Annotated in this window: 13 protein-coding genes; 4 read left to right on the top strand and 9 right to left on the bottom strand. The window is 74.0% G+C overall.

Annotation, left to right across the window (positions count from 1 at the left end; all coding sequences use genetic code 11):
- Nucleotides 1-76: 76 nt before the first annotated feature.
- Nucleotides 77-889: a DUF3097 domain-containing protein gene (locus BFV98_RS29155; protein WP_071098459.1), complete on the bottom strand. Its 813-nt coding sequence runs from the start codon at nucleotides 887-889 to the stop codon at nucleotides 77-79.
- 161 nt (nucleotides 890-1,050) lie between these two features.
- Between BFV98_RS29155 and BFV98_RS29150 the strand changes: the two genes are divergently transcribed.
- On the top strand, nucleotides 1,051-1,845 hold the full coding sequence (locus tag BFV98_RS29150) for a hypothetical protein (RefSeq protein ID WP_013287367.1): 795 nt from the start codon (nucleotides 1,051-1,053) through the stop codon (nucleotides 1,843-1,845).
- 16 nt (nucleotides 1,846-1,861) lie between these two features.
- Here BFV98_RS29150 and BFV98_RS29145 read toward each other — a convergent pair whose 3' ends face one another.
- From BFV98_RS29145 to BFV98_RS29110, 7 genes are all read right to left on the bottom strand, one after another.
- A complete protein-coding gene (locus tag BFV98_RS29145) occupies nucleotides 1,862-2,641 on the bottom strand; it encodes an HAD-IIA family hydrolase (protein WP_013287369.1) in 780 nt (259 codons plus the stop codon).
- Nucleotides 2,642-2,674: 33 nt separating this feature from the next.
- Nucleotides 2,675-3,706: a ferrochelatase gene (locus BFV98_RS29140; RefSeq protein WP_071098457.1), complete on the bottom strand. Its 1,032-nt coding sequence runs from the start codon at nucleotides 3,704-3,706 to the stop codon at nucleotides 2,675-2,677.
- Between the two features lie 135 nt (nucleotides 3,707-3,841).
- Nucleotides 3,842-4,609: an enoyl-ACP reductase FabI gene (gene fabI / locus BFV98_RS29135; protein WP_013287371.1), complete on the bottom strand. Its 768-nt coding sequence runs from the start codon at nucleotides 4,607-4,609 to the stop codon at nucleotides 3,842-3,844.
- Between the two features lie 23 nt (nucleotides 4,610-4,632).
- The gene (fabG, locus tag BFV98_RS29130; protein WP_013287372.1) at nucleotides 4,633-5,337 is read right to left on the bottom strand and encodes a beta-ketoacyl-ACP reductase; all 705 of its coding nucleotides are present in this window, start codon (nucleotides 5,335-5,337) and stop codon (nucleotides 4,633-4,635) included.
- A gap of 567 nt (nucleotides 5,338-5,904) precedes the next feature.
- Nucleotides 5,905-6,855, bottom strand: coding sequence for a VWA domain-containing protein (locus BFV98_RS29120; protein WP_013287373.1), 951 nt, complete (start codon nucleotides 6,853-6,855; stop codon nucleotides 5,905-5,907).
- Complete coding sequence (locus BFV98_RS29115; RefSeq protein ID WP_041799075.1) at nucleotides 6,852-7,799, bottom strand: DUF58 domain-containing protein; 948 nt, start codon at nucleotides 7,797-7,799, stop codon at nucleotides 6,852-6,854. Before BFV98_RS29115 ends, BFV98_RS29120 begins: the two co-directional genes overlap by 4 nt.
- Nucleotides 7,778-8,884, bottom strand: coding sequence for a MoxR family ATPase (locus tag BFV98_RS29110; RefSeq protein ID WP_013287375.1), 1,107 nt, complete (start codon nucleotides 8,882-8,884; stop codon nucleotides 7,778-7,780). Before BFV98_RS29110 ends, BFV98_RS29115 begins: the two co-directional genes overlap by 22 nt.
- A 254-nt stretch (nucleotides 8,885-9,138) precedes the next feature.
- On the opposite strand from BFV98_RS29110, the gene BFV98_RS29105 reads away from it, so the two are divergent.
- The 3 genes from BFV98_RS29105 (at nucleotide 9,139) to BFV98_RS29095 (ending at nucleotide 11,664) form a co-directional block, all read left to right on the top strand.
- Nucleotides 9,139-9,348 (top strand): hypothetical protein, encoded by a 210-nt coding sequence (locus tag BFV98_RS29105; RefSeq protein WP_071098456.1) that lies wholly within the window; start codon nucleotides 9,139-9,141, stop codon nucleotides 9,346-9,348.
- 73 nt (nucleotides 9,349-9,421) lie between these two features.
- Entirely contained in the window at nucleotides 9,422-9,949 is a 528-nt protein-coding gene (locus BFV98_RS29100; protein WP_013287377.1) for a PH domain-containing protein, read from the top strand.
- A 350-nt stretch (nucleotides 9,950-10,299) separates the two neighbouring features.
- Nucleotides 10,300-11,664, top strand: coding sequence for a PH domain-containing protein (locus BFV98_RS29095; RefSeq protein ID WP_047893420.1), 1,365 nt, complete (start codon nucleotides 10,300-10,302; stop codon nucleotides 11,662-11,664).
- Nucleotides 11,665-11,740: 76 nt separating this feature from the next.
- Here BFV98_RS29095 and BFV98_RS29090 read toward each other — a convergent pair whose 3' ends face one another.
- Nucleotides 11,741-12,811, bottom strand: coding sequence for a phosphatase PAP2 family protein (locus BFV98_RS29090; RefSeq protein ID WP_013287379.1), 1,071 nt, complete (start codon nucleotides 12,809-12,811; stop codon nucleotides 11,741-11,743).
- Between the last annotated feature and the right edge of the window lie 85 nt (nucleotides 12,812-12,896).

The raw sequence follows: 12,896 nt of genomic DNA, 5'->3' as shown, positions 1-12,896 counted from the left end.
CCCCCGGACCCCAACCGCAACCACAGCCCTGACAGCGACCACAGCCTGACAGCGACCACGACCGGGCAGCGACGGGTCACCCGGGCTCGGTGACGAAATCGATCAGGCGCTCCATCGCGTTGATCAGCGGCGTCTCGACGTCGGCGAAACTGTTCACCCGGGACAGGATGTGCCGCCACATGTCGGCCGGCTCGCCCACCCCGAGCGCCGCGCAGACGCCCTCCTTCCAGGGCTGCCCCGGAGGCACCACTGGCCACGCCGCGATACCCAGCGCCGCCGGGCGTACCGCCTGCCACACGTCGACGTACGGGTGCCCGGTCACCAGCACGTGCGGCGAGTTCACGCGGGCCACGATGCGGCTCTCCTTCGAGCCGGGCACGAGGTGGTCGACGAGCACGCCGAGCCGGTGCCCCGGGCCGGGGCCGAACGCGCGCACCTCGTCGGCGAGCGCGTCGATGCCGTCCAGCGGTTCCACCACCACGCCCTCGATGCGCAGGTCGTCACCCCAGATCCGCTCGACCAGCGCGGCGTCGTGCACACCTTCGACCCAGATCCGGCTGGCTTTGGCGACCTGCGCCCGTACGCCGTCCACAGCGATCGACCCGGACGCGGTACGCCGGCGCGCGGCGGGCACCGGGACGCGGACCGGCCGTCGTAGCGTGACCGGCTTGCCGTCGAGCAGGAACGCGGCGGGCAGCAGCGGGAAGTTGCGCCGCCGGCCGTGCCGGTCCTCCAGCACCACCGCGCCGGAGTCGAAGCCGACGACGGCGCCGCAGAACCCGGAGTCGGCGTCCTCGACCACCAGGTCGGGTTCGGCGTCGACCTCGGGGGTCACCTTCCGTCGTCGCCAGTCGCCGGCCAGCACGTCCCCGTCGTATCGCCCCGCCATGCCGCTGACGCTAACCAGTGCCCCGGCGTGTCGCCCGGCGACGCGCCGACCGGGCCGTCATCCGTCGGCACGAAACGGTGCGAAGGGGGTAGTTGGGGCCAGGTCGCGCCGCCGGTGCGGCAGCCGAGACAGCAGCGGCGCGGAGCACGTACCCTTTCCGCATGTCCTCCCCCGCAACGGGCGCGGCCACGCTGGCTGCGCGCCGGTCGAGCCGGTTCGTCGCCTGGGTGCGTGCCTGGCGCGCCGGCCTGGTGCCGTTCGACGAGGTGGCCGACGCCGTCGCCGGCGACGAGGAGCACCTCGTCGCCGACGCCCCGGGCACCTGGACCGACGTGTCGCTGCGGGAGGCCCTGCCCAGCCTCGCCAAGCATTCACCCGACGACATCCGCCTGGTGCTGCCCGCGCCCGGCGACCCGCGCGGCCTGCCCGGCCCGGGCGCATTCGCCGGGGCGGCGCTGGTGGCGGGCGAGGCGGTGGTGGCGAGCGGGATGGGGCTGGTGCCCGAGGTCCGTACGCACACGTCCGGCTCGGGGATGACCTGGGAGACGGTGCTCTGGCGGGTCCATCCGCTGCCGGCGGACGCACCGAAGGCGTCTCTGGCCACGCCGGGTGCGGCGGAGGCCGAGGCCGAACTCGCCGCCGTGCTGGCCGAGACCACCGCGACGCTGACCCGGCTGGACGTCGCGCAGTGGCGGCCGGAGCTGGCCGGTGCGCTCGCCGCGCTGCGCCGCCCGGACGGCGCCACCGACCTGCCGCCCGGCTTCGATCCGCGGGCCCGCCGCCTGTTCGCCCGCGCCGCGGTGCTGGACCGGGTGCTCGCGCTGGCCGGCGAGAGCGCACCGGGCGGCGCGGTCAACACCTACGAGGCGCAGCAGCGGGACGCGGCGCTGCGTCCGCTCACCACCGCGTGCCGGCAGGCCCTGGTGGCCGCCTGCAACGCGCCGCTTCGGCTCTAGCGCCGCAGACCCCGGCTCAGACCTCGTCGATCAGGTCGGCCACCGAGTCGACGATCCGCGACGGACGGTACGGGTACCGCTCCGCCTCGGTCCGGCTGCTGATGCCGGTGAGCACCAGGATCGTCTCCAGCCCGGCCTCCAGGCCGCACAGGATGTCGGTGTCCATCCGGTCGCCGATCATCGCGGTCGACTCGGAGTGCGCGTCGATGGTGTTCAGCGCCGAGCGCATCATCATCGGGTTGGGCTTGCCCACGAAGTACGGGTCGACGCCTGTCGCCTTCGAGATCATCGCCGCCACCGAACCGGCAGCCGGCAACGCGCCCTCCACCGACGGGCCGGTGGCGTCGGGGTTGGTGCAGATGAACCGGGCGCCGTCGTTGATCAGCCGGATCGCCTTGGTTATCGCCTCGAAGCTGTAGGTGCGCGTCTCCCCCAGCACCACGTAGTCCGGGGCGAAGTCGCTCAGGATGTACCCCACCGCGTGCAGCGCCGTGGTCAGGCCGGCCTCACCGATCACGTACGCGGTGCCGCCCGGCCGCTGGTCGGCCAGGAACTGGGCGGTGGCCAGCGCCGAGGACCAGATCGCCTCCTCCGGCACGTCCAGCCCCATCCGGGCCAGCCGGGCCTGGAGGTCGCGCGGGGTGTAGATGGAGTTGTTCGTCAGCACCAGGAACGGCTTGCCGGAGGCGCGCAGCTTCTTGACGAACTCCGGGGCGCCGGGCACCGGCTGCCCCTCGTGCACCAGCACGCCGTCCATGTCGGTGAGCCAGCTCTGCACCGGCTTGCGGTCAAGCATCGTGTCGTCCCCAGGGGTGTCGTCGGGTCGGGCTCAGGGCCGGCGGGCCGGGGGCACGCAGCACAACGCCGGGCAGGTGTCCCAGGCGGGCAGCTCGCCGAGTCGGCGGCGCAGCCGCTCCCCGTTTGGGGCGGTGCGCTCTCCGACCAGCTCGCGGACCATCGCCACGAACCGCGGGTCGACCCCCGGGGTGCCGGCGCGGACGAAGTCCAGGCCGAGCTGCTTGGCCGTCTCCAGCGCCTCGGTGTCCAGGTCCCACACCACCTCCAGGTGGTCGGAGACGAACCCGATCGGGCTGACCACCACGCTCGTCACGCCCTGCTCGGGCAGCGTGGCCAGGTGGTCGTTGACGTCCGGCTCCAGCCACGGCACCTGCGGCGGCCCGGACCGGCTCTGCCAGACCAGGTCGTACGCCAGGTCGGGCGCGGCCGCGGCGTGCACCAGCCGGGCGACCTCCTCGAGCTGGGCGGTGTAGCGGCCGCCGTGCGGGCCGGCGGTGGCCGCCGCCGACATCGGTACGGAGTGCGCGGTGAAGACCAGCCGGGTGCTGTCCCGCTTCGCCGGGTCGAGCTGGGCCAGCGCGGCGCGGACCGCGTCGGCGTGCGGCTCGATGAAGCCGGGGTGATCCCAGAACTGGCGCAGCTTCTCGATCAGCGGGGCGTCCGGGCCGACCGCGGCGCGGGCCGAGGCGATGTCCTCCTGGTACTGCCGGCAGGACGAGTAGCCGCCGTACGCGCTCGTCACGAACGCCAGCGCCCGGGTGATCCCGTCGTCGCGCATCCGCGCGACGGTGTCGGCGAGCATCGGATCCCAGTTGCGGTTGCCCCAGTAGACCGGCAGGTCGACGCCGTTGGCGGCGAAGTCCTCGCGGATCGCGGCGAGCAGGTCGCGGCACTGCTGGTTGATCGGCGACACCCCGCCGAAGTGCAGGTAGTGCTCGGCGACCTCGGCGAGCCGCTCCGGGGGCACCCCCCGCCCCCGGGTCACGTTCTGCAGGAACGGGAGAACGTCCTCGGGCCGCTCCGGGCCACCGAAGGAGACCAGCACCAACGCGTCGTACGCCATGGGGCCATTCTTCCTCGCCCGCCGTCACGGCGTGGCGACGCCCCCTGGTCGGTGTGGTGACCACCCGGGCCGCGACGTGTTAAGAAGGGCCCCTTCCGCTGCACGAGGCGTTAAGAAGGGGCCCTTCCTTACATCTCAGGCGCCGATGGCGTGGTAGCCGCCGTCGACGTGGACGATCTCGCCGGTGGTGGCCGGGAACCAGTCGGACAGCAGCGCCAGGCAGGCCCGCGCGGCGGGCTCCTGGTCGGTGAGGTTCCAGCCCAGCGGGGCGCGCTCGGTCCAGGCGTCCTCGAACCGGTCGAAGCCGGGGATGGACTTGGCCGCGATGGTCCGCAGCGGGCCGGCCGCGACCAGGTTGCTGCGGATGCCCTGCTTGCCCAGGTGCAGCGCCAGATAGCGGGAGGCGGACTCCAGCCCGGCCTTGGCCACGCCCATCCAGTCGTAGACCGGCCACGCCTTGGTGGCGTCGAACGTGAGACCCACCACGGCGCCCCCGGCGGACATCAGCGGCAGCGCTGCCATGGCGAGGGACTTGTACGAGTAGGTGGAGACCTGGAGCGCTGTCGCCACGTCCGCCCAGGGGGCGTCGAGGAAACCGCCGCCGAGGCAGCTCTGCGGGGCGAACCCGATCGAGTGCACGACGCCGTCCAGGCCGTCGACGTGCTCGCGCACCTTGTCGGCCAGCCCGGCCAGGTGCTCCTCGTTGCTGACGTCCAGCTCGATCACGGGCGCCGGCTCGGGCAGCCGCTTGGCGATCCGCTCCACCAGGGAGAGCCGGCCGTAGCCGGTGAGCACGACCTGGGCGCCGTTCTCCTGGGCGAGCTTCGCCACCGAGAAGGCGATCGACGCGTCGGTGATGACGCCGGTGACCAGCAGCCGCTTACCGGCGAGAAGTCCGGACATTGCGTGTCTCCTCCGTGCTCTGCTCAGTGGCCCATGCCGAGGCCGCCGTCGACCGGGATGACGGCGCCGGTGACGTATCCGGCCGCGTCCGAGGCGAGCCAGGTGACGACGCCCGCGACCTCGTCCGGGGTGGCCATCCGGCCGGCCGGGATCGACTTGCGGATCTCCGCCTTGCGCTCCTCGGGCAGGCCCGCTGTCATGTCGGTGTCGATGAAGCCGGGCGCCACCACGTTCGCGGTGATGTTGCGGGTGCCCAGCTCGCGGGTGATCGAGCGGGCCACGCCGACCAGGCCGGCCTTGCTGGCCGCATAGTTGACCTGGCCCGCGCCGCCGGAGAGGCCGACCACCGAGGAAATGAAGATCATCCGGCCCCAGCGGCCGCGGAGCATCTTCGTCGAGGCCCGCTTGGCGACCCGGAACGAGCCGGTCAGGTTGGTGTCGAGGACGCGCGCGAACTGCTCCTCGGACATCCGCATGATCAGCGTGTCGTCGGTGATGCCGGCGTTGGCGACCAGCACCTCCACCGGGCCGAGTTCGGCCTCGATCGCGGTGAACGCGGCGTCGACCGACTCGGCGTCGGTCACGTCGCACCGCACCCCGAACAGGCCGTCGGGAGCCTCGCCGCTCCGGTACGTCACCGCCACCCGGTCGCCCTGCTTGGCGAACGCCTGCGCGATGGCCAGGCCGATCCCCCGGTTCCCGCCGGTCACCAGCACGGTTCGGGCCACGGATCCCCCTCTGCTCCAGTGATCTCTCGGTCGGTCGGAGCCTAGGGGTTACCGACAGGTAAGCGCTAACCCGCGCAGGTCACAGGGCCCACCCCGGCCGACGTCGGCGGGGGTCCGCGGAGGCTGCCGGCCGCGCGCGCGACACCCACACCCCCGGTGTACGATGATCGCGTCTACGGGCCGCTCCGTGCCCGCTCCGGGCCCCGCCGACCGCAGGAGGTGATCGCTGTGCGAGATAGCGATCCTCCCAGTCGTGGCCGGGCCCACCGTCAGCCCCGCTGAGCCACGGCTCGGTCCACCCGGCTGACCCGCTTCCCGCCCTCCGCACCGCATCCGCTTCCCGGCGACCACGCCGGGGTGTGGCCTGCCGCGCGGCGGAGCACCCGGTCACGACTTCGTGCGCGTACGCCCCGACCCCCCACGGCCCTCACCGGCCGACCGTCGCCACGGAGCACACTCATGAGCCGTTACGTCGCCCCGCTGGGCTTCACCCTCGCCGCCGTCTGGGTGGCCGTCCTGTTCGTGCTGGCCGGCGGCGGTCACTGACCACCGCCGGCCGGTTCCGGCTCAGACCAGCCGGGACGTCCAGAGCAGACTCAGCCCGCCCGCGCACAGCGCCAGCAGCAACGCGATCCCCGCGTACCACTGGGTGATCTCGCGCGGCTCGGTCCGGTAGCCGATCGAGCTGCCCATGTCCTGGTAGACCTGCTTCAGTTCGCTGGCCGACGCGGCCTCGTAGAAGAAGCCCTGCGTGGTCTCCGCGAGCTGGGACAGCGCGGTGCGGTCCACCGGCACCCGCTGGAGCTGCCCGCCGATGTCGACCTGCCCGGAGTCGGTGCCGAACGCGATTGTGGACACCGGCACGTTCGCCGCCTGCGCCGCCGCGGCGGCCTCCTCGACCGAGCGGCCCGACGTGCGGTAGCCGTCGGACAGCAGCACGATCCGGGCCGGCGGGATGCCGGCGGCGCCGTCGGCCGGCACCGAGCGGATCGCCTCCAGGCAGGTGAAGACCGCCTCGCCGGTGGCGGTCGCCTCGGCCAGCACCAGCCCGTCGATGGCGGTGGTGACGGCGGCCCGGTCCTTGGTCGGCGGCACCAGGACGTTCGCCGACTTGGCGAACGAGACGAGCCCCAGGTTGTAGCTCTCCGGCAGCTCGCCGACGAACTGCTTCGCAGCCTCCTGAGCCGCCTCCAGGCGGTTCGGCGACACGTCGTCGGCCTGCATCGACAACGACACGTCGATGGCGAGCATCACCGTGGCCCGCTCCAGCGGCTCCCGGGTGTCGATCGCCGGCCGGGCCAGCCCGGTCGCCAGCACCAGCAGGCAGAGCAGGAACGCGGTGGCCGCGACGTGCCGCCGCCAGCCCAGTCCCTTGGGCGCGACGGTACGCAGCAGGTCGACGTTGGTGAACCGCAGCGCGTACTGCCGGCGGTGCAGTTGCCGCCAGACGTACGCGGCGGCGAGGGCGAGCACCGGCAGTACGGCGAGCAGCCACCACGGTTGCAGAAAACGGATCATCGCGTCGTCCCTCTGGTGCGGGCGTGCCGCTGCGCGGCGACGAAACGCACCATGTCCAGCAGCCAGTCTCGGTCGGTACGCAGGCGCAGGTGGGCCGCGCCCGCGGCGCGCAGCTCGGCGGCGATCGCCCCGCGCTGGGCGGCCGCCGCCTCGGCGTACCGGCGGCGCAGGCCCGGGTCGGCGGTCTGCACCTCGTGCAGTTCACCGCTCTCCGGGTCGACCACCGGCAGCACCCCCACGTCGGGCAGTTCCAGTTCCCGCGGATCGACCACCTCGACGGCCAGCACGTCGTGGCGGACCCGCAGCTTACGCAGCGGCCGGCCCCACTGCTGCGGCGGCGCGAGGAAGTCGGAGATCACCACCGCCACGCCGCGCCGCCGGGGCGGGCGGTTGAGCATGTCGACGAGCGCGCCGAGGTCGCTGCGGCCGGGCCGGATCTCGGCGCCGGCGACCGCACGCAGCAGCCCCTGGGCCTCCTTGCGACCGGAGCGGGCGGGCAGCCGCAGCATCGTCCCCGGCCCGCCGGTGCCGACCACCGCGCCGATCCGGTTGCCGCCCCGCACGGTGAGGTGGGCCAGCGCGGCGACCGCGGCGACCGCCACGTCCCGCTTGAGCCACCGGCCGGTGCCGAAGTCCAGGCTGGCCGACATGTCGACGGCCAGCCAGGTCTCCAGTTCGCGGTCGGCCACCGTACGCCGGACGTGCGGCATGGTGGTGCGGGCGGTGACGGGCCAGTCCATCCGGCGCACGTCGTCGCCGGGCCGGTACTCCCGGGACTCCCCCGCCTCGCTGCCCGGTCCGGGCAGCAGCCCGGCGTAGTCGCCCTGGAGCAGCCCGTCCAGCTTGCGGGTCACCATGAGCTGGAGCCGGGCCAGCACGGCCCCCGAGCGGTCGCCGGCGGCGCTCAGCGGGGTGGGCGAGGTCACGGCCGCTGCCCGGGCCATCCGTTGTGCGGGACGGCCGGTGGCGGCGGTGTGGCCTGCTGACGGGGCGCGACGGCGGGCAGCGGGATGGTCGACATCACCCGGTGCACGATGTGGTCGGCCGGTACGTCGTCGGCGAGCGCGTCGTAGCTGAGCACCAGCCGGTGGCGCAGGATGTCCGGCGCGATGTCCTGCACGTCCTGCGGCAGCGCGTAGTCCCGCCCGCGCAGCAGCGCCAGCGCGCGGGTGGCCCGGACCAGGCCGAGCGAGGCGCGCGGGCTGGCGCCGTACTGGATGAGCTGAGCCACGTCGGGCATGCCGTGCTCGGCCGGCGCCCGGGTCGCGAGCACCAGCCGGACCGCGTAGTCGACCAGCGCGTTGTGCACGAACACCTGGTCGGCCTTGTGCTGGAGGGCGACCAGGTCCGGGGTGTCGAACACCCGGGCCGGCTCGGGCGGTGCCACGCCCATCCGGTAGACGATCTCGCGCTCCTCGGCGTCGGTCGGGTAGCCCACGACGATCTTCATGAGGAACCGGTCCCGCTGCGCCTCCGGCAACGGGTAGACGCCCTCCTGCTCGATCGGGTTCTGGGTGGCCATGACCAGGAACGGGTCGGGCACCCGGTGGCTCTCGCCGCCGATGGAGACCTGCCGCTCGCTCATCACCTCCAGCAGCGCCGACTGCACCTTGGCGGGCGCGCGGTTGATCTCGTCGGCGAGCAGGAAGTTGACGAAGACCGGGCCCAGCTCGACGTCGAACTTCTCGCTGGACTGCCGGTAGATCCGGGTGCCCATGATGTCGGCGGGCACCAGGTCGGGGGTGAACTGGACCCGGGCGAACGAGCCGCCGACGACCCGGGCCAGGGTCTCCACGGCGAGCGTCTTGGCCACGCCCGGCACGCCCTCCAGCAGGCAGTGACCGCGCGCCAGCAGCGCGACGAACATCCGCTCGACCATCCGGTCCTGGCCGACGATCACCCGCTTGGTCTCGAACAGCGCCCGCTCCAGCAGCGTGGCGTCCTGTGCCGGGGTGGTGCCCGCCGGGGGCGGCGCGTCCGGCGCCACCTCGGTCGGGTTCGGCACGTCGGGTGTGGTCGGCTGGGCCACCGGTCCTCCACAGCAGGTTCGTCGTCGCGGCGTGGTGCGTATCAAGACTGTCATGCCTCGCTGAGAGCCGAGGGTGGGAGAGGCACGATTTTCGCCGCGCCGTCCGGCCACGCCGTCCCGCCGCGCGGGAAACGCTGAACACGGGTGGACAACAAGGGGTCCGCAGTGTGTACGATTCACCCCGTCGCCGGGCGGCTCCCCCCGTGGCCGCCCGGCGCTAAAACTCCCGGCGTGCGGCCTCTAGACTCGCCCCGGTGACGACTCCCACCATCCCGGACGAGACGCTGATCTGCTCGGCGCGGGGGTGTCGCGCGCCCGCCGCCTTCCAGCTCCGCTGGCACAATCCCCGCCTGCACGCGCCCGACCGGCGCAAGACCTGGCTGGCCTGCCCGGACCACCGGGGCTCCCTCGGTGACTTCCTCGACGCACGCGGCTTCCTCCGCGAGGTGGTCCCGCTGCCCTGATCGCCTACGCTCGAAGCGTGAGCGAGCAGATGACCCGAGCCCGTACCGGCGGCGAGCACGGCAGGTCCTCCCGGTGAGCGGTGACGGCCCGGCCGGCCTCCCGCCCGCCTCGCGCAGCGCGTTGGAGCCCTGGCCGGACACGGTCCGCTGGCAGCCGATCTCCCGCGACCTGATCTGGGTGGAGCTGATCCGGCTCGGCATCGGGCTGGCCGTGGCGCTCGTGGTGCTCGGCGTGGCCTGGGCGCTGTCCGGGCACTGGCTGCTCGGCGCCGCCGTCGGCGTGGCGGTGCTGATGGGCGTCTGGCGGTCGGTCACCATCGTGCGGGCGGTCCGCGCCTGGGGGTACGCCGAGCGCGACGACGATCTGCTCGTGCGGCACGGCCTGCTGGTGCGGCGGTTGTCCATCGTGCCGTACTCGCGGATGCAGTTCGTCGATGTGAGCGCGGGTCCGCTGGAGCGCGCCTTCGACCTCGCCACCGTGCAATTGCATACGGCCGCGGCCGCGAGCGACGCGCGGGTGCCCGGGCTGCGTCCGGCCGAGGCGTCCCGGCTGCGCGACCGGCTGACCGCCCTGGGCGAGGACCGGGCGGAGGGCCTGTGAGCGAACGGAGCGACTCCGGCGCCCCGCCGCCCCAGGACGACCGGCCCGAGCCGACGCCCGGCCCGCCCACGCCGGCCGACGCGGCGCAGCCACCGGCTCCGGGTCAGCAGCCCAACGGGTATCCGTGGCCGCCCGCGCCGGGATACGGACCGCCGCCCGTCCCCGGACCACCATCCGGGTACGGGCCTCCGCCCGGCTACGGACCTCCGACCGGGTACGGACCTCCGACCGGGTACGGGCCACCTCCCGGGTACGCACCGCCACCCGGCTACGGGCCGCCCGGCTCGGCGGCACCCGGGTACGGGCCGCCGCCCGGACCCGACGCGGCGCCCGGGCCGTGGCCCGCGCCGCTGCCGCCGTACCCGGGACCGTGGGGTCCGGCGGCCGGGCCGCCCGCCGGTGGTGAGGAGCCCCGGCAGCGGCTGCATCCGCTCAGCCCGGCGCTGCACGGCGCGAAGTCGCTGGTCGTGGTGATCGCCGGGCTCTCCTGGTCGACGCTGTCGCGGGTCGGGTTCGGCTGGTTCGCGGTGCTGGTCACCGTCTTCGTGCTCGGCGCCACGGTGCTGTCGGTGGTGAGCTGGTGGAACACCGGCTACCACCTGGTGGGCCGCGAGCTGCGGGTCTACGAGGGCCTGCTGTGGCGGCGTACCCGGGCCATCCCGCTGGAGCGGTTGCAGGCGGTGGAGGTGGTCCGGCCGCTGCTGGCCCAGCTCACCGGCCTGGCCGAGCTGCGGCTGGAGGTGGTCGGCGGGGGCAAGACCGAGGCGCCCCTGGCCTACCTCAGCGTCGCCGAGGCCACCGCGCTGCGTCAGCGGCTGCTCGCGGTGGCCGGTCGCTCCGCCCCGGCGCCGGTTCCGGCGGCCGAGCCCGGCGCGCCGGTCGCGCCCGTGCCGGAAGGGCGCCGGCTGCACGCGGTACGCAACCAGGACCTGCTGATCAGCCAGTTGCTCACGCCGCAGGCGTTCCTGCTGCCGTTGGGCCTGGTGTTCGTCGGCGCCCAGTTCCTCTCCGAGGGCTCGTGGTCGTTCATCGCGGTGGCGAGCACGCTCACCGCGATGGCGGGCGTGGTGCTGCAACCGATCCGCCGGGTGCTCGACGACTGGAGCTTCCGGCTCGACCGGGACGACGGCACGCTGCGCGTGCACAACGGGCTGCTGGAGACGCGGATGCAGACCGTGCCGCTGCACCGGGTGCAGACCGTACGGGCGACCTGGCCGCTGCTCTGGCGGATGAAGGGGTGGTTGCGGCTGCGGCTGGAGGTGGCCGGCTACTCGGCCGGTGAGCCGGACGACCGCAACCGCCCGGACCGGCTGCTGCCGGTCGGCGACGCGGGCACCGGCGCGATGGTCGTGGCGGAGGTGCTGCCCGGCGTACGGCTGGACGCGCTGCCCGCCACACCGCCCCCGTCGCGGGCCCGGTGGCTGCGCCCGCTGAGCCGCAAGGTGGTCGGCGCCGGTCTCGACGAGCGGGTCTTCGTGGCCCGCTCCGGGCTGCTGACCAGGCAGTTGACGCTGGTGCCGTACGCCCGGATCCAGAGCGTGCGCGTCACCCGCGGCCCGGTGCAGCGGCTGCTGCGACTGGCCACCGTGCACGCGGACACCGCCGGTGGGGCCGGGGCTGCGGCTGTCGACCGGGATCTGGCCGACGCGTGGGAGCTGGCCGCGGAGCTGACCGAGCGGTCGCGCGCCGCCCGCCGTACCGACAGCGGCCGCTGACCCCGGCGGCCGCGACGCCACGGCGAACCACGGCGGCGCGCAGACGACCCGGCCGCCCGTGACGGCGGCGGGGGGCCTACCGGCGCTCGGCGGGCACCGCGTCCCGGTCGTCGGCGGCGCGGTCCGGGGTGTCGGCGGCGGTGTCGCCGTCGGCGGACGGGGCGCCTGCGGCGACGGCGGGCTCACCGGCACGCCGGGCCTGCCGCGCCGCCCACCAGCGCTCGGCCAGGCCGACCACCAGGAACGTCATGCCCACGTACGCCCAGCCGACCAGCACGTCGATCAGGTAGTGCTCGCCGCTGTACATCAGCGTGAACGTCATGGCCAGCGGATACGCCAGCATCAGCGGCCACCAGCGCTTGCGCACCGACCGCATGAAGAACAGCACCACGAACAGCGCGAACGCGGTGTGCAGCGACGGCATCGCGGCCACCGGGTTGGAGGCGATCTGCCCGGCGTTGAGCAGGTTGCCCGCGCCGTGCATGCCGATCTCCTTCCACCCCCGGGTGGAGATCCGCGCGACCTCGGTGAGCAGGCCGTTCTGCGCCGCCCACCACGGCGGCGCGGCCGGGTAGGCGAAGTAGGTGACCAGGCCGGCCGCGCACAGGAAGCCCCAGCGCGACATGTACGCGATCCAGCGCCGCCGGTTACGCATCCACAGCACCGCGGCGGCGGCGAACGTCGCCACGAAGTGCGAGAAGTAGATCCAGCTCACCAGCACGTCCCACCAGCGCACCTCGGACGCGTCGTACAGGCGCTCCTGGAGCCAGATCGTCGGCACCTCGCCGCCGGTGAGCCACCCGGTGAGGAAGCGGTCGGCGACGATCAGCTCCATCGCGTGCGGGGTGGCGCCGTTGTCGGCGAACCCCCGGGACAGGTTGTACGCGGCGAGCAGCAGCACCACCGGGATCCAGTCCCGGGCGAAGCGCAGGTGGCTGCGCCACGGGCGGGCCGAGTTCCACGCGACGGTGCCGGCCCAGATCCACAGGAACGCGTACGCCGGGTCGGTGGGCAGGCCGATGGCGAGCCAGGCGACGACGAAGGCGACGCCCCAGATGGTCATCGCGATCACACGGCGGCGCCCACCGTCGGGCGATTCGGTGGTCGCGTCGGGGGCGGGGGTCGGAGATTGTGTCAGCTCGGCCATCGCGGACAAGGTTAACGGCGGGCGACGGGCGGGCATGCGGGCGGGCGGTGGCGACCGGACCGGCGGCGGCCCGGACGCCGGACGG

It is taken from the genome of Micromonospora sp. WMMB235, assembly GCF_001855515.1.
In the GTDB taxonomy this organism is placed as follows: Bacteria; Actinomycetota; Actinomycetes; order Mycobacteriales; family Micromonosporaceae; genus Micromonospora; species Micromonospora aurantiaca.
The sequence above is the reverse complement of the archived record's forward strand: the minus strand, read 5'-3'. Positions and strand labels throughout refer to the sequence as shown.

Excerpts from the sequence above, each read along its gene's own strand:
- BFV98_RS29155 (WP_071098459.1), bottom strand. The coding sequence starts at position 889 with ATGGCGGGGCGATACGACGGGGACGTGCTGGCCGGCGACTGGCGACGA.
- BFV98_RS29150 (WP_013287367.1), top strand. The coding sequence starts at position 1,051 with ATGTCCTCCCCCGCAACGGGCGCGGCCACGCTGGCTGCGCGCCGGTCG.
- BFV98_RS29145 (WP_013287369.1), bottom strand. The coding sequence starts at position 2,641 with ATGCTTGACCGCAAGCCGGTGCAGAGCTGGCTCACCGACATGGACGGC.
- BFV98_RS29140 (WP_071098457.1), bottom strand. The coding sequence starts at position 3,706 with ATGGCGTACGACGCGTTGGTGCTGGTCTCCTTCGGTGGCCCGGAGCGG.
- fabI (WP_013287371.1), bottom strand. The coding sequence starts at position 4,609 with ATGTCCGGACTTCTCGCCGGTAAGCGGCTGCTGGTCACCGGCGTCATC.
- BFV98_RS29120 (WP_013287373.1), bottom strand. The coding sequence starts at position 6,855 with ATGATCCGTTTTCTGCAACCGTGGTGGCTGCTCGCCGTACTGCCGGTG.
- BFV98_RS29115 (WP_041799075.1), bottom strand. The coding sequence starts at position 7,799 with ATGGCCCGGGCAGCGGCCGTGACCTCGCCCACCCCGCTGAGCGCCGCC.
- BFV98_RS29090 (WP_013287379.1), bottom strand. The coding sequence starts at position 12,811 with ATGGCCGAGCTGACACAATCTCCGACCCCCGCCCCCGACGCGACCACC.